26 protein-coding genes and 1 pseudogene are annotated in these 24,852 nt (G+C 59.6%); 20 read left to right on the top strand and 7 right to left on the bottom strand.

Going from position 1 to position 24,852, the window contains the following annotated elements; all coding sequences use genetic code 11:
* Positions 1–158: 158 nt before the first annotated feature.
* A complete protein-coding gene (locus tag I6E52_RS08600) occupies positions 159–1,103 on the top strand; it encodes an oxidoreductase (protein WP_197156368.1) in 945 nt (314 codons plus the stop codon).
* 33 nt (positions 1,104–1,136) lie between these two features.
* Here the strand turns inward: I6E52_RS08600 and trxA are convergent, their stop codons facing one another.
* From trxA to I6E52_RS08580, 4 genes are all read right to left on the bottom strand, one after another.
* A complete protein-coding gene (gene trxA, locus I6E52_RS08595) occupies positions 1,137–1,463 on the bottom strand; it encodes a thioredoxin (RefSeq protein WP_197106872.1) in 327 nt (108 codons plus the stop codon).
* 27 nt (positions 1,464–1,490) lie between these two features.
* Positions 1,491–2,477 (bottom strand): thioredoxin-disulfide reductase, encoded by a 987-nt coding sequence (gene trxB / locus I6E52_RS08590; protein WP_197122317.1) that lies wholly within the window; start codon positions 2,475–2,477, stop codon positions 1,491–1,493.
* 158 nt (positions 2,478–2,635) lie between these two features.
* Entirely contained in the window at positions 2,636–4,324 is a 1,689-nt protein-coding gene (gene murJ, locus I6E52_RS08585; RefSeq protein ID WP_197156366.1) for a murein biosynthesis integral membrane protein MurJ, read from the bottom strand.
* A complete protein-coding gene (locus I6E52_RS08580; RefSeq protein WP_197156364.1) occupies positions 4,317–5,987 on the bottom strand; it encodes a DUF6049 family protein in 1,671 nt (556 codons plus the stop codon). Before I6E52_RS08580 ends, murJ begins: the two co-directional genes overlap by 8 nt.
* Positions 5,988–6,111: 124 nt before the next feature.
* Between I6E52_RS08580 and I6E52_RS08575 the strand changes: the two genes are divergently transcribed.
* The 14 genes and pseudogenes from I6E52_RS08575 to I6E52_RS08510 all read left to right on the top strand — a co-directional run bounded on the left by I6E52_RS08575 (position 6,112) and on the right by I6E52_RS08510 (position 17,285).
* A complete protein-coding gene (locus I6E52_RS08575) occupies positions 6,112–7,539 on the top strand; it encodes a CCA tRNA nucleotidyltransferase (protein ID WP_197156362.1) in 1,428 nt (475 codons plus the stop codon).
* 183 nt (positions 7,540–7,722) lie between these two features.
* Positions 7,723–8,064: pseudogene (gene rpsF, locus I6E52_RS08570) on the top strand (30S ribosomal protein S6); the annotation flags it as partial.
* A gap of 131 nt (positions 8,065–8,195) precedes the next feature.
* Complete coding sequence (locus I6E52_RS08565; RefSeq protein ID WP_197122327.1) at positions 8,196–8,702, top strand: single-stranded DNA-binding protein; 507 nt, start codon at positions 8,196–8,198, stop codon at positions 8,700–8,702.
* A 42-nt stretch (positions 8,703–8,744) separates the two neighbouring features.
* The gene (gene rpsR, locus I6E52_RS08560) at positions 8,745–9,008 is read left to right on the top strand and encodes a 30S ribosomal protein S18 (RefSeq protein WP_009773575.1); all 264 of its coding nucleotides are present in this window, start codon (positions 8,745–8,747) and stop codon (positions 9,006–9,008) included.
* A gap of 12 nt (positions 9,009–9,020) precedes the next feature.
* Positions 9,021–9,473: a 50S ribosomal protein L9 gene (rplI, locus tag I6E52_RS08555; RefSeq protein ID WP_197122329.1), complete on the top strand. Its 453-nt coding sequence runs from the start codon at positions 9,021–9,023 to the stop codon at positions 9,471–9,473.
* 396 nt (positions 9,474–9,869) lie between these two features.
* Positions 9,870–11,258, top strand: coding sequence for a replicative DNA helicase (gene dnaB, locus I6E52_RS08550; protein ID WP_197106864.1), 1,389 nt, complete (start codon positions 9,870–9,872; stop codon positions 11,256–11,258).
* Between the two features lie 86 nt (positions 11,259–11,344).
* A complete protein-coding gene (locus tag I6E52_RS08545; protein WP_197122331.1) occupies positions 11,345–11,989 on the top strand; it encodes a hypothetical protein in 645 nt (214 codons plus the stop codon).
* Positions 11,989–12,234, top strand: a complete 246-nt coding sequence (locus I6E52_RS08540; protein ID WP_197156358.1) for a hypothetical protein — start codon at positions 11,989–11,991, stop codon at positions 12,232–12,234. The genes I6E52_RS08545 and I6E52_RS08540 overlap by 1 nt, the downstream gene beginning before the upstream one ends.
* Before the next feature lie 221 nt (positions 12,235–12,455).
* Positions 12,456–13,439 carry a siderophore ABC transporter substrate-binding protein gene (locus I6E52_RS08535; protein WP_197156356.1) on the top strand — a complete coding sequence of 328 codons (984 nt, stop codon included), beginning with the start codon at positions 12,456–12,458 and terminating at the stop codon, positions 13,437–13,439.
* A gap of 92 nt (positions 13,440–13,531) precedes the next feature.
* On the top strand, positions 13,532–14,518 hold the full coding sequence (locus tag I6E52_RS08530) for an ABC transporter permease (RefSeq protein ID WP_197156354.1): 987 nt from the start codon (positions 13,532–13,534) through the stop codon (positions 14,516–14,518).
* Entirely contained in the window at positions 14,511–15,563 is a 1,053-nt protein-coding gene (locus tag I6E52_RS08525; RefSeq protein WP_374059097.1) for an iron chelate uptake ABC transporter family permease subunit, read from the top strand. Before I6E52_RS08530 ends, I6E52_RS08525 begins: the two co-directional genes overlap by 8 nt.
* The gene (locus I6E52_RS08520; protein ID WP_197156352.1) at positions 15,560–16,315 is read left to right on the top strand and encodes an ABC transporter ATP-binding protein; all 756 of its coding nucleotides are present in this window, start codon (positions 15,560–15,562) and stop codon (positions 16,313–16,315) included. Before I6E52_RS08525 ends, I6E52_RS08520 begins: the two co-directional genes overlap by 4 nt.
* Positions 16,316–16,518: 203 nt before the next feature.
* Positions 16,519–16,854, top strand: coding sequence for a hypothetical protein (locus tag I6E52_RS08515; protein WP_197156350.1), 336 nt, complete (start codon positions 16,519–16,521; stop codon positions 16,852–16,854).
* 29 nt (positions 16,855–16,883) lie between these two features.
* Entirely contained in the window at positions 16,884–17,285 is a 402-nt protein-coding gene (locus I6E52_RS08510) for a hypothetical protein (protein ID WP_197156348.1), read from the top strand.
* A gap of 113 nt (positions 17,286–17,398) precedes the next feature.
* On the opposite strand, the gene purB is transcribed toward I6E52_RS08510, so the two are convergent.
* Both purB and I6E52_RS08500 read right to left on the bottom strand, forming a co-directional pair.
* Entirely contained in the window at positions 17,399–18,790 is a 1,392-nt protein-coding gene (gene purB / locus I6E52_RS08505; RefSeq protein WP_197156347.1) for an adenylosuccinate lyase, read from the bottom strand.
* Between the two features lie 8 nt (positions 18,791–18,798).
* Complete coding sequence (locus I6E52_RS08500) at positions 18,799–19,329, bottom strand: low molecular weight protein-tyrosine-phosphatase (RefSeq protein ID WP_197156344.1); 531 nt, start codon at positions 19,327–19,329, stop codon at positions 18,799–18,801.
* A gap of 125 nt (positions 19,330–19,454) precedes the next feature.
* Between I6E52_RS08500 and I6E52_RS08495 the strand changes: the two genes are divergently transcribed.
* Together I6E52_RS08495 and I6E52_RS08490 are read left to right on the top strand one after the other, a co-directional pair.
* Complete coding sequence (locus I6E52_RS08495) at positions 19,455–19,715, top strand: hypothetical protein (RefSeq protein ID WP_197156342.1); 261 nt, start codon at positions 19,455–19,457, stop codon at positions 19,713–19,715.
* Complete coding sequence (locus I6E52_RS08490; protein ID WP_197156340.1) at positions 19,705–21,132, top strand: hypothetical protein; 1,428 nt, start codon at positions 19,705–19,707, stop codon at positions 21,130–21,132. The genes I6E52_RS08495 and I6E52_RS08490 overlap by 11 nt, the downstream gene beginning before the upstream one ends.
* Here I6E52_RS08490 and I6E52_RS08485 read toward each other — a convergent pair.
* Positions 21,129–21,524, bottom strand: coding sequence for a phage holin family protein (locus tag I6E52_RS08485; protein WP_197122349.1), 396 nt, complete (start codon positions 21,522–21,524; stop codon positions 21,129–21,131). The genes I6E52_RS08490 and I6E52_RS08485 overlap by 4 nt on opposite strands.
* A gap of 138 nt (positions 21,525–21,662) precedes the next feature.
* Here I6E52_RS08485 and I6E52_RS08480 point away from each other — a divergent pair, with 138 nt between their 5' ends.
* Genes I6E52_RS08480 through I6E52_RS08470 form a run of 3 tightly spaced genes read left to right on the top strand, consistent with a single transcriptional unit; the run spans position 21,663 to position 24,850 of the window.
* Positions 21,663–22,733, top strand: coding sequence for a histidinol-phosphate transaminase (locus tag I6E52_RS08480; RefSeq protein WP_197156338.1), 1,071 nt, complete (start codon positions 21,663–21,665; stop codon positions 22,731–22,733).
* A 24-nt stretch (positions 22,734–22,757) separates the two neighbouring features.
* Entirely contained in the window at positions 22,758–23,873 is a 1,116-nt protein-coding gene (locus I6E52_RS08475; RefSeq protein WP_197156336.1) for a thiamine pyrophosphate-dependent dehydrogenase E1 component subunit alpha, read from the top strand.
* Positions 23,873–24,850 (top strand): alpha-ketoacid dehydrogenase subunit beta, encoded by a 978-nt coding sequence (locus I6E52_RS08470; RefSeq protein WP_197156334.1) that lies wholly within the window; start codon positions 23,873–23,875, stop codon positions 24,848–24,850. The genes I6E52_RS08475 and I6E52_RS08470 overlap by 1 nt, the downstream gene beginning before the upstream one ends.
* Positions 24,851–24,852 lie beyond the last annotated feature (2 nt).

The raw sequence follows: 24,852 nt of genomic DNA, 5'->3' as shown, positions 1-24,852 counted from the left end.
TCGCGACCAAACCTCACACTTCCTCGCTCCGAACAACGTTCAAAGGCGATGCATAGAAAGTCGTGCTCAAATCATGAGATCTACTCTGACCTTGCGCCGAGTCTGTCACGATCGCCGAATCACATTCGCAGCACACGACCATGAAATTGAGAACACCAGTGAACGCTCGCACCACCTGGACTGAATCTGACATCGGAGATCTCACCGGCACTGTCGCCATCGTGACTGGGGCAAATTCGGGGCTCGGATTCGAGACGAGTCGGGCGCTTCTGAAAGCTGGGGCGCATGTTGTGATGACGATGCGCAGCGCCGAGAAAGCCGAAGCCGCCACCCAAGCGCTTCTCGATGACCTTGGTGCAGTGTCCCTTGAAACGATGCTGCTCGATCTGGCCGATCTGGAATCCATCCGTCGCTTTAGTGAAATGTTTCACGGGAAACATTCGCGCCTCGATCTTCTGGTCAATAACGCGGGAATCATGATGACGGATGCCCAACTCACTATCGATGGCTTCGAATCGCAATTGGGCACCAACCACCTCGGTCACTTCGCTTTGACTGGTCATCTGATGGACCTCATCGAGGCAACTCGGGGTGCACGAGTAGTCAGCCTTTCCAGCCTTGCTCACCGCTGGGGGTTCATGGAATTCGGCAACCTGATGTTCCACAACGGCTCGTACACTCCCCGAGCCGCCTACGGTCGCTCCAAGCTCGCTAATCTTCTCTTCGCGTACGAGCTTCAACGCCGCTTCGAAGCAACCGGGGTGGATGCGATCTCTGTGGCCGCACATCCCGGCACCGCCGGCACCGGCTTGGCCGACCACCTCTTCAATCGATGGTATCTGCGCCCGCTCAAATCACTGGTTTTCTTGGGTATTCAGTCGCCGAGGCAAGGCGCGAGGCCCTCTCTGCGGGCCGCAACCGACCCCACGGCGCAGGGTGGCGATTTCTTTGGCCCCGGCAGCCGTAACGAGCATCGAGGTGCTCCTGTATTGGTTGAGTCGAACGCAGCCTCACACTCGCACGTCGACGCGACCAAACTCTGGCTTGAGTCAGAGCGTCTGACGGGCGTTAAATACGAAAGCCTCCGTACACCCACCAAGTAGTGGAGGCCGGAGGCTTTCGGCAGAGACTGAGCTTTACGCCAGGAACTCTGCGAGGTCTGCTTCAATTGCAGGCTTCGGCTTTGCGCCGATAACGGTCTTGACGACCTCGCCGCCCTTGAAGACCTTCATCGCGGGGATGGAGGTGATCTGGTACTTCATGGCCATCTGCGGATTGTCGTCTACGTTGAGCTTGACGATCTTGATCTTGTCGGAGTTTTCGCTGGCGATCTGGTCAAGGATGGGGCCGACTGCGCGACAGGGGCCACACCATTCAGCCCAGAAGTCCACCATGATGGTGTCTTTTGAGTTGATGACGAGTTCTTCAAAGTTGGCGTCGGTTACTTCTGTTGCTGCTGACATGGCTAATTCCTTTGTTCGATGGGACGTTTAGACGGAGGCGGCTACGGGAGCTGCTGGTTCCGCGGGCTGGATTGCGCTGGCAACGAGTTCGCGGGGCAATGATGCAAGGTAGTGCTCTGCATCGAGAGCAGCGACGGTGCCGGAGCCGGCGGCCGTTACTGCTTGACGGTAGGTCGGGTCGATGACATCGCCGGCTGCGAATACTCCGGTGATGTTGGTGCGAGAGGAACGACCATCCACTGCAACGGTTCCGTCGGCGTTGATGTCGAGCTGGCCGTGTACCAAGTGGGTGCGGGGGTCGGCGCCGATTGCGATGAACAAACCGCTGAGTTCAACGTGTGAGGTGGAACCATCGACGGTGTCGGTGAGATCAATGCCATCAACGAGGGTGGAACCGGTAATGCCGGTTACAGCCTTGTTCCAGAGGAACTCAATCTTCGGGTCGCTAAACGCACGCTCCTGCATTGCCTTCGAGGCACGCAGCTCATCCTTGCGGTGAATCACGTAAACCTTCTCAGCGAACTTGGTGAGGAACGTCGCTTCTTCCATGGCCGAGTCTCCCCCGCCAACGACAGCAATCGTCTTCTGGCGGAAGAAGAAACCGTCGCACGTAGCGCACCAGGAAACTCCGTAGCCGCTGAGGCGTTCTTCGTCGGGAAGTCCGAGCTTGCGATAAGCAGACCCAGTCGCAAACACAACAGCGAGTGCTTCGTGCACTTCTCCATTGCCGAGAGTGACCTTCTTAACCTGGCCCTCAAGCTGAAGATCGGTGACGTCGTCGAGAACAATCTCGGCGCCGAAACGCTCAGCCTGCTTCTGCATTTCCATCATGAGCTCGGGACCCTGGATGCCATTAGCAAAGCCGGGGTAGTTCTCGATCTCAGTGGTCTTCATGAGCTCGCCACCAGCCTCAACAGAGCTCGCGATGACGAGGGGCGCAAGGTTCGCGCGCGCCGCGTAAATCGCAGCAGTGTACCCAGCGGGGCCGGATCCGATGATGATGAGTTGGCGCACTTTTTGTGTCTCCTTGGGATTGTGATTACCCGGTTCAACACATCCTAGCCACGGAGTATTCCGAGTGGCTGGGGCGTGCGGGGCTAACACCCAAGAGTTCGGAGCACCGACACTTTAAGTTCGCTTTTTCACGGCAAAACTGTGGGAGGAGCAGGCGGTTAGTGGCGGCGCAGTCGAGACACGATCGGTCGAGCGAAGGCGAAGAACTCGGAATTGCGTGTGAGGGCAAGAGTTGCCGCGTAGACGATCAGCATGCCGGTACCCGAGAGGGCGATGGAGACAAAAGCACCGGCGAAGCCAGAGACAGCGAAAGAACCCTCGCCTAATCCGCCCAGGAGAGCCAGGATGCCGAAGCCGGCTGCGGCCGACGGAATCATCGCCGCGAGGAACCACAGAGCGCGAAGCACGAGAGGAAGCAGCTGGAATCCTGGAACGCGTTTGCGGACCACGATCAACGCAATGATCGTCTGCATCGTGCCTGCGATGCTGATCATCGCGGCTAGCCCCATCGCAATGCGATCGAGCGGAAAAGTGGAGACGTACAGAGCGCCCGCGACATAGACCAGAACCTGAATCGTCTGCAAGATGAAGGGAGTTCGAGTGTCTTCGAAGGCATAGAAAACTCGCTGCAGTATGTACATGATGCTGAAGGGAACCAGCCCGACCAGATAAATGATCAACACGATGGCTAGGGACGATTGCTCGGCATAGACAGTGGAGAAAAGTGCGCTGAACGGGAATGCGATCACCATGAGGCCGATGGCTGCGAACATCAGCAGCATCAGAATTGAGCGTATGGCGGCTGATACGTCGTCGCGCATGGCCGTGAGGTTTCCATCACGCGCATGGCCGCTCATCCGGGTGAAGTAGGCCATCCCGATCGAGACCGAAATTACGGAGTGCGGCAGCATGAAAATGAGCCACGCGGTCGTGATGACGAAGACCGATGCGGCGACAGTAGAGGCGAGGCTGGCAATCTGGGTGCCAACAGCACCCGCAACCTGCGTGACAAGAATCATGCCGAAGGTCCAGGCCGCTGCTTTGCCGGCGTTGCCGAGCCCCACTCCGCGCCAGCGGAACTCCGGGCGGTAGTGAAGACCGGCGCGACGCCAGAAGAAGGCCAAAAGTGTTGCCTGCACCGCGACACCGAGAGTGGCGCCACCGGCGAGCACTCCGATCATCTGCGGCGTCCAGTCCTCGGATGAGTACTGTGTCACGTCGCCAAAGAGCAAGCTGAAGACGAGCAGCCCAATGAGCATCACCACGTTGTTAGCTACTGGTGCCCACGTGAACGGCCCAAACTTGCCGCGAGCGTTGAGGACCTCACCGAGGAGTGAATACAAGGCGTAGAAGAGGATCTGAGGAAGGCACCAGTAGGCGAAGGCCGTCGCGAGTGCGAACTCTGCTGGCCCAAAGTTGACGCTGGGTCGCGCATACACCTGCACAAGAAGAGGCGCGCTCAACGTTGCTGCGACTGTAATGACGAGGAAAACGACGATGCCGAGCGTCACTAGACGGTTAATGAACTTCTGGCCGCCGTCTTTGTGGAGAGCGGCCCGCACGATCTGCGGCACAATGACCGCGCTCAGAACGCCGCCAGCCACGATGGCATAGACCGCTTTGGGAAGCTGATTGGCGATGGCATAGGTATCGCTCGTGCCGAACAGCCCCAAGGTGCGGGCGAGCACCATGGCGCTCAGAAACCCCAAGATACGAGAGACCAACGTGCCGGACGCTAGAAGAGCGCTCGCTCGCCCGATTGTCGAGTTCGTGACCTCTGGCACGTTCGCGGCGGGCAGGGGCACTCCGGGCGTTGGGGTCGCGTCGGGAATGGGTCGGTCAGTCATCTGCCGGCTTTCTGCGGCGAACGATGCTGCGAACAAATCCGACCGCGAAAATCACGATGACAAGGGCGCCGAAAGCAAGCACGAGGGGAGTCTCCCACCCCGCCTGCACGTTGATCTCGCTGACCGTGGTGGAGCCGACCTTCAGTCCGGTGCTGCTGCTAAGGCTGATTTCAACATCCACGACCCCGTTTGACAACGATTGCACCGGAATTTCACCCTTGGCTTGAGAATAGGGTTCGATCGTCAGCTCCACTCGACTGTCCCCCACCGCGAGGAGGCCGGTTCGTGGGTCGACCGTGATGAAAACGGTGACAGCTTGACCAAGGTTGTTGCTGACCGACACGGGAAGAAATCCGTTGTCGGCTAGAACCAGAAAGTTGCTGGCCTCCACGACGGTCACTGAAGTGCGCAACTCACGGGAGTCAACCAGGAAGTTGTTTACTTCAGTCAGCCAGTCAGCGGAATCCTCAGTCTCTACGGTGCCGAGCACGTCGAGCAAAGCAAGCCGTCGTTCCGCGATAAGTGATTCAGGGTCTGCGGCGATCGAGAAGAACGTTCGTTCCGCTTGGGCTGCGGCGAACATTCGTGAAACATCACCGATGCGCGATTCCGACTGAGGCATGTCGTTGATTGTTGCCGCAGTGGCTTCGGTCGACGCTAGTTCGCTCAGGTTCACCATCGTGATTGACGGGCTGGCCGTCATGGTGGCCAGAGCGGCATCTAGTCTCGCCGAGCTGAGTTCCAATGAGTGATCGATCGTGATCAACACGGATCCAGTGTCTGCCGTTTGGCTAGCACCGGCGTCGAGCACGGCCTGGCTGAGTGCCGTTTCGGCGGCAGTCACGTCGCGGTCGAGGGTAGATCCGAGCGCGTCATCCATTGCTGAGGAAGCAGTGGTATCAGCCACGAGCGCGGTAACACCATCGATGGTGGTTACCGAGCCGGCGCCGGATTCTCGAGAGACGTTCGTCGACGACAAAACGATCGTGCTGTAGCCACTATCGGAAAACGCAGCCAGATCACTCGCAACAACCGTGTCGGTGCGGGGAAGAATAAAGCCGTCGATTTCGTAGTCCCAGGCGAGCAAGGACTCCGTAGTGGGAAAACTAGGAATCGCGTCCGGGTCCTCCGCCTGCGCGGTAGCTGTCGAGGAAGGCGTAGGCGCCGGAGTGTCACTCACCGCGAAGTTGGCCGAGTCGAGAGCGAAGTCAAAGGAGATGGGTTCTACCGTGGCGCCCAGCTCCGACTGGGTTGCCAAGGTGATGTCCGCATTCGCGTAGGACAAAGGAACGATCTCATTGTCGATGAGTGAGAGCCGTTCGAGCCACTCGCGCGCCGAGGCGGGAGCACTCGTGCCGAGCACGCGAATAGACGCCACAATCATCGGATCGACTGCGATTGCCACAGGCTTGCCATCCATGGCATCCAGTTGACGCGTGAGAAGACCAAGAGGTTCCGTGTAGTCAGCCAGGGCGTCTGCGTCGAGAAGACCGCCACTGCCGGTGGGAACCGTCAACGGAGCAATGATGGCAACATCGGTAGCCGCGGATGCCGTCGTCAGCACCGGAGCATCGGTGACAGCAGGCGCGGCGCTGGCTCCGCTCGCGGCAAGAGTGAGCCCGAGACCGAGCGCCAGAGCGGCACTAAAGACTCTTATAAGCAAGGGATTACCCCGTACTCTCGCGTGGCCAGCATGGTGTGAGTTTATTCGTCCTTGTCTGAATGGTGGGTGCTTTGCGCGGTTGGGGACAAATTGCACTCGTTGCTCGTGCGAAACTAGTCGCATCATGGAGAGTGTTGCCCACGCGATCGAGAGTCTCGGACAGCTTGCCGACTCTAAACCCGTAGCCACCTTATCGGCGCGCTTCGCTGCCGAGGGATTCGAACTCGCCCTCGTGGGTGGTCCGGTGCGGGATGCGTTCTTGGGCCGCAAGGTCACAGACCTCGATTTTGCGACTAATGCGACCCCTGACGACATCATGCGCATGGTGAAGCCGATTTCAGAAGCACAGTGGGATATCGGACGGGACTTTGGCACGATCGCTGCCCGCATTGATGGCGAGACGGTTGAGATTACGACCTACCGTGCCGATAGTTATGACGGCGCGACCCGTAAGCCTGTTGTCGCCTTTGGTGATTCTCTCGAGAAAGATCTGGAGCGTCGCGACTTCAGTGTCAACGCGATGGCGTTGCGATTGCCGGAGCGCGTTCTCGTTGATCCGTGGGGCGGCGTTGAACATCTCCTCAGCAAGACTCTGACAACGCCGGGCTCCCCCGAGGTCTCGTTCGGTGATGACCCGCTGCGGATGATGCGTGCCGCACGGTTTACGTCGCAACTTGGTTTCACGGTCTCCCCCGCGACCGTCGACGCGATGAAGCAGCTCGCTCCACGCCTCGACATCGTGAGCGTTGAGCGTGTCAGCGATGAGTTGACAAAACTGTTGAAGACGGATGACCCGGTGCCGGGCATCCGCCTCATGGTCGAAACTGGCCTCGCCGACCAAGTGTTGCCTGAAGTGCCCGCCTTGAAGCTTGAAGTGGATGAGCATGCTCACCATAAGGACGTCTACGAACACTCCCTTACAGTGTTGCGTCAGGCGATCGCTCTTGAAAAGACTCGCCCCGGCATTGAAGGCCCCGACCTGATTCTGCGTCTTGCTGCGCTTTTGCACGACATTGGAAAGCCATCGACCCGCAAAATCGAGCGCGGCGGCGTTGTTACTTTCCACCACCACGATGTTGTGGGAGCGAAGCTCGCGACGAAGCGTTTGCGTGCACTGCGCTTCGACAAGGAGACCATCACGTCGGTGGCGCGCCTTATTGAATTGCATCTACGGTTCTTTGGCTACACCGAGGGCGCCTGGACCGATTCGGCCGTGCGCCGTTACGTTCGGGATGCCGGTGACCAACTCGAACGTCTCCACATCATTACGCGGGCGGATGTCACCACGCGCAATGTGCGCAAGGCCGACCGACTGTCTTTTGCCTACGACGATCTCGAAGACCGCATCGCGGCTATCGCTGAGGCAGAGGGAGTTGCTGCAGTTCGTCCCGATCTTGACGGTGAGCAGATCATGGCGATCCTCGGCCTCAAGCCCAGTCGCGATGTGGGCGAGGCGTACAAGTTCTTGCTCGACCTGCGTCTGGATGAAGGACCGCTCGGCGACGACGAAGCAGAAAAGCGATTGCGAGCCTGGTGGGCTGCCCGCCAGTAGACGCCCGCTAGCGAAAGCGGCTTTTCTTCTCCCCTTGAGTATTGGGGCGCCGAGCAACTACACTGGGCAGGTTGTCTGACTGCCTTTAGGCAGTTCGATGAACGTCAACACCCTCCTGTTACAGACCGTCTGTAACCGTTTAAGTCCGAAGGAGGTGGGTTTGTGACGCATCAGTACGAACTCATGGTCATCCTCGATCCAGAGATCGACGAACGCACCGTGGCTCCCAGTCTCGACAAGTTCCTCAATGTCATCCGTAATGACGGTGGCACCATCGATAACATCGATATTTGGGGTCGCCGTCGTTTGGCCTACGAGATCAACAAGAAGACCGAAGGCATCTACGCCGTCGTCAACTTCACCGCAGAGAGCAAGTCAACAGACGAGCTCGACCGCCAACTCTCACTCAGCGAAGCTGTCATGCGCACCAAGGTGCTGCGTGCAGAAGCTGGGTTCGCTCAGGTAGCTGCTGCCAAGAAGGTTGCTGAAGAGAAGGCCGCCCGCAAGGCTGCTGCTCCAGCAAAGACTCCTGCAGCCGCAACCAAGGCTCCTGCTGAAGAAGCTAAGGCTGCTCCGGCGCCCGCCGCTCCTGCCGCTCCTGCCGCACCTGCTGCTCCTGCTGACGAAGCCAAGGCTGAAGCGGAAGCTAAGTAACCGTGGCCGGCGAAACAGTCATTACGGTCGTGGGGAACCTCACGGCAGACCCCGAACTGCGTTACACGCAGGGCGGACTTGCCGTAGCTAACTTCACCATTGCCTCTACGCCGCGCACCTTCGATCGAGCATCCAACGAGTGGAAAGACGGAGAAGCACTTTTCCTCCGCGCTTCCTGCTGGCGTGAATTCGCCGAGCACGTTGCCAGCTCACTGACCAAGGGAACCCGCGTTGTTGCGCAGGGTCGTCTTCGTCAGCGTTCCTACGAAACCAAAGAGGGCGAAAAGCGCACGAGCATGGAACTGGAGATCGACGAAATCGGTCCCAGCCTCCGTTATGCAACGACGCAGATCACCCGCGCCCCCCGTGACAGCTCGGCTCCTCGTGGAGTCCAGCAAAACGGTGGCGGCCAGGCAAAGGAAGAGCCGTGGGCAGCTAGCGCTCCTGCAGCCTCATCCGGCGATGTATGGAACACCCCTGGTAACTACTCCGACGAGACGCCTTTCTAGGCACTCGACGATCAGTCTTATTTACAGAAAGAAGTAACACTCATGGCAGGAAAGAGCAGCGGCGACCGCCGCAAGCCCATCCGCAAAGGCAAGGACGGCAAGAACGCCGCACCAGCCAAGTCGATCCGCGTAGGCGTTATCGACTACAAGGATGTCGCTACGCTTCGTAAGTTCATCTCCGAGCGTGGAAAGATCCGCGCCCGTCGTATTACCGGTGTTTCCGTTCAGGAGCAGCGTCTCATCGCCACGGCCGTCAAGAACGCCCGTGAGATGGCATTGCTGCCCTACGCCGGCGCAGGCCGTTAAGGAGCCACCGACATGTCAAAGCTCATCCTCACTCACGAAGTGACTGGTCTCGGCGCGCCTGGCGACGTTGTAGACGTAAAGAACGGCTTCGCCCGTAACTACCTCATCCCCCAGGGCTTTGCCGTGGCGTGGACTCGCGGTGGCGAAAAGCAGGTCGAGTCCATCAAGGCAGCACGCGCATCGCGCGAGCACGCCACGCTTGAAGAAGCTCAGGACCTCAAGGCTCGCCTCCAGGCGACCAAGGTCAAGCTCACCGTGACCGCTGGTCAGGGTGGACGTCTGTTCGGTTCAGTTAAGCCCGCTCACGTAGCGGACGCTGTTGCCGCTGCAGGACTTGGCGACATCGACAAGCGCAAGATTGAAATCTCGTCGGCAATCAAGGTTGTTGGAGATCACGAAGCTACGATCCGTCTGCGTGACGACATCGTTGCAACGATCACCCTTCAGGTGGTTGCTAGCAAGTAACTGTTTTATCACAAGGACGACGAGCCGCTTGGCTCGTCGTCCTTGTGTTTTAAGGCCCGTTGTCAAGCCTTTTGTGCACAGGATTACGAAAAATACGGAACCCTCAATCTCGACTTTAGGCATGTTTTTACACATTGTGTGTGAAAACTAAAAGTGCAGGTCAGACGGCGATTCGAGTGGTTATTCCCCGCTGTTTCCACAGTTGTTTCCACAGGTTGTTCACACAGCAGTCGGCGTTTCGTCCGAGTTGTGCACAGGTTTATACACATCCCCAGTTGTGGGTAGTTGATTCTGCTTCGTAGGGTAAAGCAGCCTTGGAGCGGGTCCCAGTGAGGAGCCTGCCCGAGTGTCAGGGGCTACTCGTATAAATAGAGCTGCCCCACAAGGAGGAAAACCATGTCGATCGCGCACCTAGGCCTTTCGGGCGACGAGCGTCAATCAGGCGAATCACGAGGCAGCTCCCGCGGCGACCGCGTACCTCCCCACGACCTCCTTGCCGAGCAAAGCGCCATCGGTGGAATGCTCTTGAGCAAGGATGCTGTCGCCGACGTCATCGAGACCGTACGCGGAGTCGACTTCTACGTCCCCAAGCACGAAACCATCTTCAATGCAGTACTCACCCTCTACTCGCACGGTGAACCCACTGACGTCATCGCCGTTACCGACGAGCTCACGAAGACAGGTGAGCTCTCCCGAGCCGGTGGAGTTGAGTACCTTCACACCCTCACTGGTCTCGTACCAACCGCAGCCAATGCCGGCTTCTACGCGACGATCGTCACGGAGAAAGCGGTCCTTCGCCGTCTTGTTGAAGCGGGGACACGCATCGTTCAGATGGGTTACGCCAGCGAAGGTGAAGTACTCGACCTCGTAAACAACGCGCAGGCCGAGATCTACTCCGTGACCGGTGGAGTCGAGACCGAGGACTACGTACCCCTCACGACCGCCGTCGAGAGCGCGATCGACGAAATCGAAGCAGCTCGCGGCCGCGACGGCCAGATGATCGGTGTTCCCACCGGATTCGCTGAGCTCGATGAACTGACCAACGGGTTGCACCCCGGTCAGCTGATCATTTTGGCCGCGCGACCCGCTATCGGTAAGTCGACGCTGGGTTTGGACTTCGCTCGCGCGGCATCCATTCACCATGATTTGCCGTCGATTGTGTTCTCGCTCGAAATGGGTCGAAGCGAAATCGCTATGCGACTGCTGTCGGCAGAGGCCAGCGTTCCGCTGCAGCACATGCGTAAGGGTTCGGTGCACGCCAACGACTGGACCACGATCGCTCAGACGCGTGGTCGCATCAATGATGCTCCGCTGTATATCGATGACAGTCCCAACATGACCCTCGTTGAGATTCGCGCCAAGTGCCGCCGGCTCAAGCAGAAGGTCGGTCTGCGCATGGTCATCATCGACTACCTGCAGCTCATGACGAGCGGTAAGAAAGTTGAATCGCGTCAGCAAGAGGTCAGCGAGTTCTCGCGTGCGCTCAAGTTGCTCGCGAAGGAACTTGAAGTTCCCGTCATTGCTATCTCCCAGCTGAACCGTGGACCTGAACAGCGTGCAGACAAGAAGCCAGCGCTCTCCGACCTTCGTGAATCGGGATCGCTCGAGCAAGACGCCGACATGGTTATTCTGCTTCACCGCGAAAGCGCGTACGAAGCAGACAGCCCCCGCGCCGGTGAGGCCGACCTGATCATTGCCAAGCACCGTAACGGACCGACTCGCACCGTCACCGTGGGCTTCCACGGTCACTTCTCGCGCTTCGTCGACCTGCCGCCAGGGTCCTAGGCGTTTCTGGTTGGCATCCCCGACAGGGGAGTGTCACAAGCGGCCTACACTAGAAGCATCCGCTTGTTGAGAAAGAAGGCGATCGCTTGACTAGTGCTCACGCTGAGCCGCTGCCGGCATCCACTGCGTGGTACGTGCCGCTAGCTCGCGCTATTCCCGCCCTTGCTCTGGCCATCGTCATCACGTTTTCGGCCGACCATTCGTCGCGCCTTGGTCTTGTCACCCTCGCAAGCTTTACCCTCGTGGTCGGCGCCGTTCTTCTCACGGCGAGCATCATGTCGCCGCACCGGGGCATCGCCCGCTCTTTCACGATCACGCAGAGCGTCGTCACGCTCGCCACTGCCGTCGCCGCGTTCGTCGCGACGGGCGGAGGCCAGGCCTACTTCGTGTTCTTGCTGACAGCCTTCGCCGCCATCACCGGTTTTCTTGAGCTCTACCTTGGTCTCCGCAGCCGGGGACGCGACGCGTCATCCCGCGACTGGGTTTTCGTCGGCGGCCTAACCGCGCTACTCGCGCTCATCGTGCTGCTTGTGCCGCCGGGATTCAGCCAGCCCTACACCGGACCCGATGGAATCGACCGAGAACTCACGGCATCCATTGTGGTAGTCGGTCTTCTCGGAGCTTATTGGGCCATTCTTGGTGTGTACCTAGTGATCGCGGCATTCTCGCTCAAGTGGAGTCGAACCGATCATGATGTTGTAACCGCAGCCGTGCAAGAGAAAGAAGAATAGTGGCCTCCCCAGACAAGCGTGACCGCACGCGTCCAGCCGAAATGCTCGGTCTTTCCGCGATTTTCGGGCTGTTCGCCGGTCTCGTCGTTTTCATGTCGACCCGTGAACTGATGCTTGCCCTCATCTTCACTGGGGTTGCGTTCATCGTCTCGCTTGTTGTTATCGCAATGCTCGTGCTCGCCGTTCGTCCCGATAAGGACGAACTTCTTGACATGGATGAGCAGGACCGCGACGCCTCGCACTAGTGTGCTCTGACGCACGGGGGACTGTGCACCCGCCTGAAACGGCTGAAGTGCGCCCCGATCGACCTCTTTGGCGCGCCCAGAAGTTCATGCCGTTAGACACTGAAACTCCTTTGACTCCCAGTCTTTATTAAGGTTAGGCTTACCTAAGCAACACTCGCTGCAGCGGGTGTTGCCTTTTTATGCCCGACCGCTTTCGGTCATCCGAAATAACTAAGGACACCATGAACTTTTCACGAACCCGGCACGGAGTACTCGTCGGAGTACTGGCTCTCGCGCTTGCTGCCTGCAGCACCGCGACCCCTGAAGCTGCAGATTCAGACGGAGCAGAAGCATCCGTTCAGTTCGAGGACAACAACGGCAGCCAGACCGTAGCGACTCCGTTCACTTCGGTCGTTGCCACTGACAACCGCACGTTTGAGACGCTCGCCTCCTGGGGGATCGAACTCAGCGCCGCTGCTGTCGCGCTGATGCCCAGCACGATTTCGTACACGCAAGATGACTCGATCATCGACCTCGGAAACCACGGCGAGCCTGACCTTGAGGCAGTCGTTGCTGTTCAGCCCGACGTCATCATCAACGGGCAGCGGTTCGCGCAGTACCACGACGACTTTGCCAAGCTCGTTCCCGATGCCGTGATCGTTGAGCTCGACCCGCGTGAGGGTGAGCCCTTCGACGCCGAGCTCAAGCGCCAGACCACCGTTCTTGGCGCAATCTTCGGCAAGCAGGCAGAAGCCGAACAGTTGAACGCTGACTTCGACGCCGCTATCGAGCGCGTTAACGCGGCGTACAACGCCGACGACTCCGTGATGGCTGTAATCACCTCGGGTGGAGAGATCGGATACTCGGCTCCGAGCGTCGGTCGCACCCTCGGCCCGCTCTTCGACATCTTCGACTTCACCGCCGCGCTGGATGTCGATGACAGCAGCGAAGACCACCAGGGTGACGACATCTCGGTAGAGGCAATCGCTGACTCCAACCCCGACTGGATTCTCGTCATGGACCGCGACGCAGCGATTCTCGCCGACGACCCCACCTACGTGCAGGGCAGCGAAGTTCTCGAGAACTCCGAAGCACTCTCGGGCGTCACCGCGGTGCAAGACAGCAACCTCGTGTACATGCCGGCTGACACGTACACGAACGAGGGCATCCAGACGTACACCGAGTTCTTCAACGCACTCGCTGACGCGCTCGAAGCCAAGAACTAGCGTCACTCACGCCGTTCGGTGCTGAAGCGTGCCCGCGGGCGATCTTCAGCACCGAACGGTTCTGTCCTTCAATCAGAAACCCTCACTCACGGATGACGTCAACACTGGCCCGACGGCGGCCCGCCAACACGACCACCCTCTTCGACTGGAAACTCCTGCTCGCGACGGTGGGTGTTGTTCTGCTACTGATCGCCTCCCTCTTCACGGGTGTTTACGACATTTTTGGGGCGGATGACGGCCAAAGAATGTTCGGCATCACGCGCGTTCCGCGAACGATCGCCTTGGTGCTCGCGGGCGCAGCAATGGCGATGAGCGGGCTCGTCATGCAGCTACTGACGCAGAACCGGTTCGTGGAACCGACGACGACGGGCACCACCGAGTGGGCAGGTCTTGGACTGCTCACCGTCATGATCCTCTTTCCGGGAGCCAGCATCCTCGCCCGTATGAGCGGTGCGGTCGTAGCCGCGTTCATCGGCACCGGGGTGTTCTTCCTCTTCTTGCGCCGCGTAACCCTGCGTTCCTCGCTGATCGTGCCGATCGTCGGCATCATGCTCGGCTCGGTGGTCGGCGCCATCTCCACCTACATTGCTCTCTCGACGGACATGCTTCAGAGCCTTTCCGTGTGGTTCGCCGGTAGCTTCACCTCGGTGATGCGCGGACAATACGAACTGCTCTGGATCGTTGCGCTCGTCGTTGTTGTGATCTTCCTGTTCGCCGACCGACTCACTGTTGCGGGGCTCGGCCAAGACATAGCGACGAACGTCGGCGTGAACTACAACCAGATTTTGCTCATCGGCACCGCGCTCATCGCAGTCGCGACCGGAGTCGTGACAGTTGTCGTGGGCAATCTGCCGTTCCTCGGCCTCATCGTTCCCAACATCGTGTCGATGTTCCGTGGCGACGATCTGCGCAGCAACCTCCCCTGGGTGTGCCTGCTGGGCATCGCGATCGTGACGGTGTGCGACATCGTCGGCCGCACGATCATCATGCCGTTCGAAGTTCCCGTGTCGCTCATCTTGGGTGTCGTGGGCGCGATCGTCTTCATTGCCCTTCTGTTGAAGCAGCGCCGTCGTGCATAGCCCCGTGGAGGCGCAGCAGAGAGCGACTGTTGGCGTCGGCTCGCCCGGCGTGACGGGGCCGTTCCCCACGGTGCGGGCGCGACGCCGCTACTGGATACTCCTCAGCATCCTGAGCGTGGCTGCTGTCGCAATCGCCGTTGGCCTGCTCGCGTGGGACAACCCGATGCCGGTGGGCACCGAAGGGTTCTGGCTTATTGCAGAGCTGCGCGCCACCAACGTGATCGTGATTGCCGTCGTGGCCTTCTGTCAGGCGATTGCAACCGTGAGTTTTCAGACGGTGACAAACAACCGGATTCTCACGCCATCCATCATGGGCTTCGAGTCGCTGTATGTGGCGGTGCAGACCTCTGCGGTGTACTTCCTCGGCATCAGCGGCATCGTTGCCCTGCAGGGCCTCCCCCAGTTCTTGCTTCAGATCGCCCTGATGGTCGGACTCTCGCTACTGCTGTACGGCTGGTTGCTTTCCGGAAAGTACGGCAACCTGCAGATCATGCTGCTCGTGGGCATCATCATCGGCGGCGGGCTGGGAGCAGTGTCGACGTTCATGCAGCGCCTACTCACGCCCAGTGAGTTCGACATCCTCACGGCCCGACTGTTCGGCTCCATCTCCAATGCGGATGCCAGCTACCTGCCGATCTCGCTCGTGCTCTGTCTGGTGGCCGGCACCGTGCTGCTCTCGCAGGGCCGGCGCCTCAACATCATTGCGTTGGGTTCGGACACCGCCACGAATCTAGGAATCAGCTACCGCTTCGAGATCATGCGCGTGCTGTTCTTCGTGTCGATTCTGATGGCTGTCTCGACGTCGCTCGTCGGCCCGATGACTTTCTTTGGATTCTTGGTCGCCACGCTCGCCTACCAATTCGCGGACACCTACGACCATCGCCACATCTTCCCGATCGCGGTGTTGGCCGGGTTTGTAGTGCTGGGCGGAGCGTACTTCGTGATGAAGAACCTGTTCTACGCGCAAGGAGTGGTGTCGATCATCGTTGAACTTGTCGGAGGAACTGTCTTCCTCATCGTCATTCTGAGAAAGGGACGACTGTGATCACCCTGAGCAATGTGGGAAAAAGCTATGGGCACGACGTGACCATTGGTCCCGTCGACCTCACCATTCCCGAGGGCGGCATCACCGCGCTGGTGGGCCCGAACGGTGCGGGCAAATCCACGCTGCTGACGATGATTGGCCGCCTGCTCGGGATCGACTCCGGCCACATCGAGGTCGCGGGCTACGACGTCGCGAAGACTAAGTCGAAAGACCTAGCCAAGATCATCGCGATCTTGCGGCAAGAGAATCACTTCATCGCCCGCCTCACGGTGCGTCAGCTCGTGGGGTTCAGCCGCTTCCCGTATTCGCAAGGTCGACTGACCGAAGCGGATGAGGTGGCGATCAACAACTCCATCAACTTTCTGAACCTTGAAGGCTTGCAAGACCGCTATCTTGACGAGCTCTCAGGCGGACAGCGCCAACGCGCCTACGTGGCCATGGTGCTCGCGCAAGACACCGAATATGTGCTTCTGGATGAGCCGCTCAACAATCTCGACATGAAGCACTCGGTTCAGATGATGCGCCACCTCAAGCGTGCCGCCCAAGAACTTGGCCGCACCATCATCATCGTGCTTCACGACATCAACTTTGCCGGGCACTACGCCGACCACATTTGCGCCGTCAAGGATGGCCAAGTCACCGAATTCGGAACGCCCGCTGAGATCTTGACCGACTCCGTGCTCACCCGGATCTTCGATACCCCTGTGCAGGTCATCGACGGCCCTAACGGTGCCCTCGCTGTGTACTACTAGCGCTGTCTCACGGCGACACCGTTAGCCCCGGCGGCCGTCCCGTCCCAGCGGGCCGCACCCCTGCAGGTAATGTCGTGAGTATTCATCGCCTGCAACGACGATAAGGGGTTCCGATGTTTCAAACGAACGGTTCATCGACGGAGATGACGGATTCCGAAAGGGAGCTCAGTTGGCGGGTGGTGGGTCGGATTGAGCAAGGTTTGGTGACCATCGTTGCGATCACCGTCGACGGGGTAGAAGTCCCTTATGAGTATTACGTGCAAGAGAAGCGGAACGAGACCGAGCCTTGGTTCGATGTAGAAATCGGAGCGTTCGGTACTAGTCCTACTGGCCAACTCAAGATGGGTCTTAGCCCGGTCTACTTTGATTCTGCGAAAGAACGCGATCCGGTAGTCCTGCTTGCGATTGAGGCGGTTCTCGCTTGGGAGCCCATCGGGCTTGGGATGCGCAGGGGAGACGGTTACAACCGCTGCACGTTCAAGGGCGTGCAGTACCGATTGAGCGACTTTGGTCCGTACTTTGACGATGAGGGGCGCTGATGTTTCAGCTGAGTGAGTCAGATACGAGGATGACGGATTCTGATAGGGGAAACACCTGGCGCCATGTAGGCGACATCGAGCAGGGTTTGGTGAGTATTGCCGCGATAACGGTCAACGGGGTGGAGATTCCTTACGAATACCGGGTCGAGCAGGAGCTCGACAAATCTGACCCTTGGTACAACATTCAGCTTGGAGCTTTCGGAACCAGCCCGATAGGGCAGCTCGAGATGGGCCTGAGCCCGGTCTACTTTGATTCCGCGCAAGACCGTGATCCGATAGTTCTCCTTGCGATTGAAGCGGTTCTCGCGTGGAGACCGTACGGGCTTGGCATGCGCAGGGGCGACGGTTACAACCGCTGCACGTTCGAAGGCGTGCAGTACCGATTGAGCGACTTTGGTCCGTACTTTTCAGAGGCGCCCGATGCGCTGTAGGGCATCCACCGCCTGAATAATGTGGCCCAATCGCACCTGTCGAACAGAGCGATCACGGGTGGAAACACGAAAGGCCGGCCTCACGAGGAGACCGGCCCTCTGTAGAGCGTGAACTACTTGGTGTCGCCGAGGTAGTCGACGAGCGAGCTGGCAAGGCCGACATAGGTCGCCGGCGTGAGCGCCTGCAAACGGGCTTTGGCATCCGCACCAATGTCGAGCCCCGAGATGAACTCGGTGAGGTCGACAGAGTTGATGCGCTTGCCGCGCGTGAGTTCCTTGAGGATGGCGTAGGGGTCGCTGATGGTGCTGCGGCCCGCGGTGACCTCGGCGCGAATGACCGTCTGGATGGCCTCGCCGAGGATCTCCCAGTTGCTGTCGAGATCAGCGTCGAGAGCAACAGGGTTGAGGGCGATCTCCTTGAGGCCGCGCTCGATGTTATCGAGAGCGAGCAGCGAGTGACCGTAGGCGACACCCACGTTGCGTTGCGTCGTGGAGTCGGTGAGGTCGCGCTGGAGTCGTGAAGTCACGAGAGTCTGAGCGAGCGACTCCAGCAGAGCGCTCGAGAGCTCGAGGTTGGCCTCAGCGTTTTCGAAGCGGATCGGGTTGATCTTGTGCGGCATTGTCGACGAACCGGTTGCGCCTGCCTGCGGAATCTGGCGGAAGTAGCCCATCGAAATGTACGACCACACGTCGGTGCAGAGGTTGTGCAGCACGCGGTTGGCGTGACTGGTGGCCTGGTACAGCTCCACTTGCCAGTCATGGGATTCGATTTGCGTGGTCAGCGGGTTCCAGTCGAGCCCGAGGGACTCCACGAACTCCTTCGAAAGGGCCGGCCAGTTCTGCTCAGGGTCTGCAGCGAGGTGAGCGGCAAACGTGCCAGTTGCTCCGCTGAACTTGCCGAGGTAGCTGATGGACTCAATGCGAGTCAGGATGCGGTCGAGACGGTACACGAAGACCGCGAATTCCTTGCCCATGGTGGTCGGCGTTGCCGGCTGACCGTGGGTGTGAGCGAGCATCGCGTTGTCGCGCATGAGCTCGGACTGCTCGCGAAGCGCAGAGAGCACGGTACGGAACTTGGGCAGCCAGACTTCGCGCACGGCATCCGAAATGGTGAGCGCGTAGGAGAGGTTGTTGATGTCTTCGCTCGTTGCGGCGAAGTGAGTGAGTTCAGCGATCGCGGTGAGACCGAGCTCGTCGAGCTTGGCGCGCACGAGGTACTCGACGGCCTTGACGTCGTGGCGGGTGGTGGCTTCGAGGCGAGCGAGTTCATCGATCTGCTCTTGGCCAAAATCGGTGGCGAAGGCGCGCAGGGCGGTGACCTGATCGGCGCTCATCGGGCTCGAACCAAACAGGCTCTTGCTCGTGAGAAAAATCAGCCATTCGACTTCAACGTGCACGCGGGCCCGGTTGAGGCCGGCCTCGGAGAGGTACTCCCCCAGAGCCGAAACGGCGGGACGGTAGCGACCATCGAGGGGGCTCAGTGGTTGAACGGGCAACGGGCTCATGGGGCTCCCTAGTTGTTGGGGGTTGGTGCTGTGATGCCTGGCGTGATCTGACGAAATAGTGAGCCGCACGCTTTCTCGATCATGCCGAGGACATGATCAAAGAGTGCGGCATCCGAATAGTAGGGGTCTGGCACGTCGATAAGAGGAGCGAGTTCGCTGTCAAAACTCAACATAGGCTGCACTTTTGATCGGTCTTGATCGTTGGGTGCCCACGTGCGCAGAATGCGTTCCTGTCCTCGATCGAACGCGACAATGAGGTCGAACTTGTCAAACCATTCGGGGTCGAACTGGCGGGCGCGATGCCCAGAACCATTGTAGCCGCGCGCTGCGAGGGCGCTAATGGTGCGGGGGTCAGCTGACTCCCCCACATGCCAGTCACCGGTGCCGGCGGAAGTCACCGCGATGCGGTCCTGAAGGCCAGCTTCGGCAACAAGCTCTCGAAACACTGTTTCGGCCATCGGAGAGCGACAGATGTTGCCGGTGCACACGAAACAGACCCTAAAGGCAGTCGAGTCTGAGAGTGCTCGCTCGAAGGTCATGCTTCATTCTGTCGCAGTTTCAACTCCCCAACAGCGCTGGTCTACGTATTCCCTTCCCCGATACGTGTTGGTAGCCACTGCGTGGGGCGGTGTTTGGCGAGAGTTGTGACAGCGAAAGGCGACCATTGACTACACCCCTGGATGCGACTGCCCGCGTCGCGCTTGAATTTCAAGCCCAACAGCTCCGCATGATCATTGAACGGCTCAGCTCTGTGCGGGAGCTACTCCCCCGCGCTGGCATCGACTGGCGCGGCCCGGCCCAAGAGCTGTTCGATGCCGGGGTGCTTGAGCTGCACCGCGACCTAACGCGAGCACGGACCTTGATCGAGACGGCAGAACATCGAACGACGTTGGCACTTCAGCAGATGGGCTCCTATGTCGGATGAACTCATCATCTCCGGTGGTGGAAGCGTTTCGGTCTCGACGGAGGAAATGCTCATCGCTGTCAGCACACTCCAGCGGGCAGCCGAAATGACGCGGGACATCGCTGGTGCCATTCAGATGGTGGATGCCCGGCTCACCATCAGCCAATTGGAGACGCTCGGCATCCCCACGGCTGCCGCGCTGGCCGAGGATGACCTCGACTTCGCTTTCTCCGAGCTTCAGAGAGTCGCTCATCGTGCCGAGCACCTGAGTAACCTCGTGCGATTCGCTGCCGACAGTTACGGGTTGGCCGAGGCCTTCGCTGAGGGGGTTTCTCGCAAGATCACCGCCGATGCCGCGGCATGGCTCGGTTTCTTGTTCCCGACGCACGCCGCAGTGTTGGCATTGTCTGTGACCGCGGTGCCGATTCTGTTGGGGATTACAGCAGCCGCTCTCGTGACGGGCCGCGATCTAGCAGAAGTGTTCGTCAGTGAAAAATTCACCGCTGAACTCAATGAACTCATTAGCGATCCGGCATATGTGCTCGCCGTTCGCTTCGGCGTAATGAATGCTGACGAGTTCTTGGCGGGAGCCGCAGGGTTACCGCCATCACTAGTGAGCGTCTTGAGCGCCGCGGGTGTTCTGGGGCTTCCCACCGCAGCCGGGGCGATCCAGCGGCTGGGAGGTATCGCCGGGGTGCTGAAAGAAACGCCGGTGCAACTGGTCAGCAAGAGTGACACCACTCGCGTGGAGCCCGCCCACTCTGTCGAGGAACGCGCCGAACGAATTCCCCAACCCACCTCAGATTCTCCGTTTCAGATCCGCATAGAAAAGACATCATTTCCCGGAGAGGACGACTCATTCGAGGTGTACGTTTCCGGAACCGTTGATTTCGCTTTTTCTGACTCCGAGCAACCGTTCGATGGCACGAGCAATCTCAGCCTTGCTGCAGATCAGGAAGCAGCGGCGTACAGCGCTGTGGTTGCAGCGATGGCAGAAGCGGGTATTACCGCCGAAAGCGCGGTCGCTTTGACCGGGCATTCTCAGGGGGCAGCGATCATCGCGCGGCTCGCCGAATCGGAAGACTACAACGTCACCGGTTTAGTCGGATTCGGAGGCAACACGGGTCAGATCAAGATCCCACCAACGGTTCCCACGCTCCTCTTCGAGCACAGCGATGACATCGTTCCGGCTGCTGGGGGGATTCAATCAAATCAGCACGCGGTGATCGTGGAGCGAGAGGTCTTTGCTGGCCGTCCGCTACCCGACGGTGTTATGGCGCCAGCCCATCAACTGGACGAGTATCGAGAAACCGCGCGCCGAATAGACGGCACAGACAGTGAATTTCTTCGCGACGCTGTGTCGAACCTAGTGCCGACCGTTCACAAGGATGCTGTAACCACCGTCACCAGTTACGAGTACGAGCGGGTGCAGCCTTAGCGCTTGCGGCCTACGACCGGCCGAACCAGGATGCCGATGAACCAGCTGATGAGACCCAAGACGAGCGCACCAAGCACTCCCCACCAGAATCCGTCAACAACGAGGCCGAAACCGAAGAGACCTGAGATCCAGCTCGTGAGCAACAGCAGCAGACCATTCACCACGAGAGCAAGAAGGCCCAGTGTCAGAACGTACAGCGGGAAAGCAACAATGCGGATCAGATTGCCGAGCACGCCGTTCACAATTCCGAAGACCGCAGCGACCAGCAAGAAGGTCAGAACGACCTCAAGGGTTCCCCCGGGAGCAAAAGGAATGATCTCGACCCCGGCAACAACCACCGTAGTCAGCCACAAAGCAAGAGCGTTGATCAGCAAGCGCACGATGATTCTCATACCTCAACTATGCAGCACGTGTTTGTGCTGCCGCAACGACTATCCGCTGAACGGCGGCACAACGAGGCGCGCGAATCGCCTCGCACATTGTCACCGGCGCGAAACGAATGCATCCACTCGCGCCCCTAGGCTGGTGATGTGACCAGTAAACGAGTACAGCTTCGGCCCGAAATCGCCGCCATCGTGCCCTACCGCCAGGGTGCGCCCGCCGCCGCGGATGCCTTCAAGCTGTCCTCCAACGAAAACCCCTACGAGCCGTTGCCCTCGGTGCTGGCGCAATTGTCGACGCACTCGATCAACCGCTACCCCGACGCATCCGCCGCTGCATTGCGTGCGCAGATTGCTGAACGCTTCGGTGTTACGCCCGACAGCGTGCAGGTCGGGGCAGGTTCGGTCGCCGTGCTCGCCCAACTCGTGAGCGCCGCCGCTGCCGCTGGCGACGAAGTCATCTACGCCTGGCGTAGTTTCGAGGCCTACCCACTGTTGGTCTCGGCAGCCGGAGCCACGAGCGTGCAGATCGCGAATCAAGGCGACCACCGGCACGACCTCGCGGCTATGAGCGACGCCATCACGGCGTCCACTCGTGTCGTGATCGTCTGCAGCCCCAACAACCCCACCAGCACGGTTGTCACGGATGCTGAATTCCGCGACTTCATGGCAACAGTTCCCGAGAACGTTCTTGTCGTTCTCGATGAGGCCTACCGCGAGTTCGTTACCGACGCCGATGCTGTGCGCGGAGAGACGCTCGTCGGCACGTACCCGAACCTCGTGTTGCTGCGCACATTCTCCAAGGCGTACGGCCTTGCAGGCCTCCGCATCGGCTACGCGGTCGGCCCCGAATACGTGATGGATGCGGCGCGAGCGGTGGCCATTCCACTCTCGGTCACGGAGATTGCGCAGAAAGCAGCGATCGCATCCCTCGAACATGAAGATGAATTGTTGGAGCGGGTGACCCGCATTAATACGGTGCGCGACAGAATCGTTGCCGGCCTCAGCGAGCAAGGCTGGGACGTACCCGCCCCCAACGGCAACTTTGTCTGGTTGCCGACCGGGTCAGCAACCGACTGGGCTGCAGAGGTATTCCGGTCGCATGGGATCGTCGTTCGGGCACTCGGTGAAGGCCTTCGGGTGAGTGTTGGCGAAGAGGAATCTGTGGAGAAACTCCTAAGAGCAGCCCAAGAGGTTGTCGCTTCAAGGGAAACGATCTAACGCTGGCCGCGTTAGATTAGTCGAATGTCTTATACCGCCGCGACGGTTCAGCTGCTCTCTCCCGAGGGCACGCTCGTTCACAGCGATGCCAGCGAACAGTACCTCCCCTATATCGACAAGCTCAGTGATGACGCTCTTCAGGAGTTCCACCGCCACATGGTGGTGATGCGCCGCTTCGATATTGAGGCAGCGAACCTGCAGCGACAGGGGCAGCTTGCCCTCTGGGTTCCGAGCCACGGCCAAGAGGCCGCTCAGGTCGGTTCGGCGCTCGCCGCCAAACCCCAAGACCACCTGTTCCCGTCTTACCGGGAACACGTCATTGCGCTCATGCGCGGCGTTGACCCGATCACGATCCTGTCGATGTTCCGCGGACTCAGCCACGGTGGCTGGGATCCTCAAGAGCACGACAACTTCCACCTCTACACGCTCGTGATTGGTTCGCAGACCCTGCACGCCACCGGTTATGCCATGGGCATGAACCTCGAAGGTCGTGCTGGCACCGGCAACCCCGACACCGATGCGGCCGTCATGGTCTACTTCGGCGACGGCTCAACGAGCCAGGGTGACGTCAGCGAAGCAATGGTCTTCGCCGCCAGCTACCAAACTCCGCAGGTCTTCTTCTTGCAAAACAATCACTGGGCTATCTCGGTTCCCGTCTCACGCCAGTCGCGCACGCCGCTCTACTTGCGCGGCGAAGGGTTCGGCATCCCGAGCGTTCAAATCGACGGCAACGACGTTCTCGCAAGCTTCGCCGTGAGCAAAGCCAACCTGGAAGCCGCCCGCGCCGGCGAAGGCCCCCGCTTTATCGAGGCCCTCACCTATCGCATGGGTGCCCACACCACGAGCGACGATCCCTCGAAATACCGCGACAACAGCGAACTCGAGTTCTGGGCTCAGCGTGACCCCATCACCCGCTTCGATACCTACCTGCGGGGCCGCGGCGCGAGCCAAGCCTTCTTCGACGAAATCGCGGCTGAGGGTGACGACCTCGCTGCCGACATCCGCAAGCGCATCACCGAGTTGCCGGTGCCGGCCAGCTCGACGATGTTTGACAATGTCTACTCAGACCCGCATCCGCTGATGGATGAACAGCGCACAGCGCTCGCCGACTTCGAGGCATCGTTTGAGGAGGGCAACTAATGACTGAAACGATGACGATGGCTAAGGCTCTCAACGAGGGCATGCGTGCCGCGATGGCTGCTGACGGCAAAGTCCTGTTGATGGGCGAAGACATTGGGCCGCTCGGCGGAGTTTTTCGGGTAACCGAAGGACTGCAAGCTGAGTTCGGCGAGAATCGCGTTCTTGACACTCCTCTCGCGGAGTCCGGAATCGTGGGTACCGCGATCGGGCTTGCCATGAGCGGATTCCGCCCCGTGTGCGAAATCCAGTTCGACGGTTTCATTTTTCCCGGCTTTGACCAAATCACTTCCCAATTGGCAAAGCTGACCGCGCGCCACGAAGGCACGCTTCAGATGCCCGTCGTGATTCGTGTTCCCTACGGCGGACACATTGGTGCGGTCGAGCATCACCAGGAGAGCCCAGAAGCTTACTTCGCGCACACTGCCGGGTTGCGTCTGCTCAGCCCCGCTACGCCGCACGACGCCTATTGGATGATTCAAGAAGCCATCACGAGCAACGACCCCGTGATGTTCTTCGAGCCCAAGTCTCGCTACTGGCAGAAGGGTGAGGTTGACCGCGAGTCGGCCGGCATCGCCGCTCACTCCAGCCGAGTCGTGCGTGATGGCACCGAAGTGACCCTTGTTGGTCACGGAGCGATCGTGTCGATGCTGCTGCAAGCAGCAGAGCTCGCCGCTGAAGAAGGCACGAGTGTTGAAGTCGTTGACCTTCGATCGCTCTCCCCTATCGACTACGGCCCGATTGTGGCATCCGCCCAAAAAACGGGCCGCGTTGTTGTTGTTCAAGAGGCACCCGGGAATGTGAGCGTGGGCTCGGAGGTTGCGGCTACCGTGGCAGAGCGTGCGTTCTACTCACTCGAAGCACCTGTGCTGCGCGTGAGCGGTTACGACGCCCCATTCCCTCCTGCCAAGCTGGAATCCGTGTACTTGCCTAGTGTTGACCGCATCTTGGATGCTGTCGACCGGGCATTGGCCTACTGACG

Source organism: Salinibacterium sp. NG253 (assembly GCF_015864945.1).
GTDB lineage: Bacteria > Actinomycetota > Actinomycetes > Actinomycetales > Microbacteriaceae > Rhodoglobus.
Note: the sequence above shows the minus strand (reverse complement) of the source record. Positions and strands in the feature narration are given on the sequence as shown.

Bases quoted from the DNA above. Each gene is read 5' to 3' on its own strand.
- trxA (WP_197106872.1), bottom strand. From the start codon at position 1,463: ATGTCAGCAGCAACAGAAGTAACCGACGCCAACTTTGAAGAACTCGTC.
- murJ (WP_197156366.1), bottom strand. From the start codon at position 4,324: ATGACTGACCGACCCATTCCCGACGCGACCCCAACGCCCGGAGTGCCC.
- I6E52_RS08575 (WP_197156362.1), top strand. From the start codon at position 6,112: ATGGAGAGTGTTGCCCACGCGATCGAGAGTCTCGGACAGCTTGCCGAC.
- rpsR (WP_009773575.1), top strand. From the start codon at position 8,745: ATGGCAGGAAAGAGCAGCGGCGACCGCCGCAAGCCCATCCGCAAAGGC.
- rplI (WP_197122329.1), top strand. From the start codon at position 9,021: ATGTCAAAGCTCATCCTCACTCACGAAGTGACTGGTCTCGGCGCGCCT.
- dnaB (WP_197106864.1), top strand. From the start codon at position 9,870: ATGTCGATCGCGCACCTAGGCCTTTCGGGCGACGAGCGTCAATCAGGC.
- I6E52_RS08535 (WP_197156356.1), top strand. From the start codon at position 12,456: ATGAACTTTTCACGAACCCGGCACGGAGTACTCGTCGGAGTACTGGCT.
- I6E52_RS08530 (WP_197156354.1), top strand. From the start codon at position 13,532: ATGACGTCAACACTGGCCCGACGGCGGCCCGCCAACACGACCACCCTC.
- I6E52_RS08510 (WP_197156348.1), top strand. From the start codon at position 16,884: ATGACGGATTCTGATAGGGGAAACACCTGGCGCCATGTAGGCGACATC.
- purB (WP_197156347.1), bottom strand. From the start codon at position 18,790: ATGAGCCCGTTGCCCGTTCAACCACTGAGCCCCCTCGATGGTCGCTAC.
- I6E52_RS08500 (WP_197156344.1), bottom strand. From the start codon at position 19,329: ATGACCTTCGAGCGAGCACTCTCAGACTCGACTGCCTTTAGGGTCTGT.
- I6E52_RS08490 (WP_197156340.1), top strand. From the start codon at position 19,705: ATGTCGGATGAACTCATCATCTCCGGTGGTGGAAGCGTTTCGGTCTCG.
- I6E52_RS08485 (WP_197122349.1), bottom strand. From the start codon at position 21,524: ATGAGAATCATCGTGCGCTTGCTGATCAACGCTCTTGCTTTGTGGCTG.
- I6E52_RS08475 (WP_197156336.1), top strand. From the start codon at position 22,758: ATGTCTTATACCGCCGCGACGGTTCAGCTGCTCTCTCCCGAGGGCACG.
- I6E52_RS08470 (WP_197156334.1), top strand. From the start codon at position 23,873: ATGACTGAAACGATGACGATGGCTAAGGCTCTCAACGAGGGCATGCGT.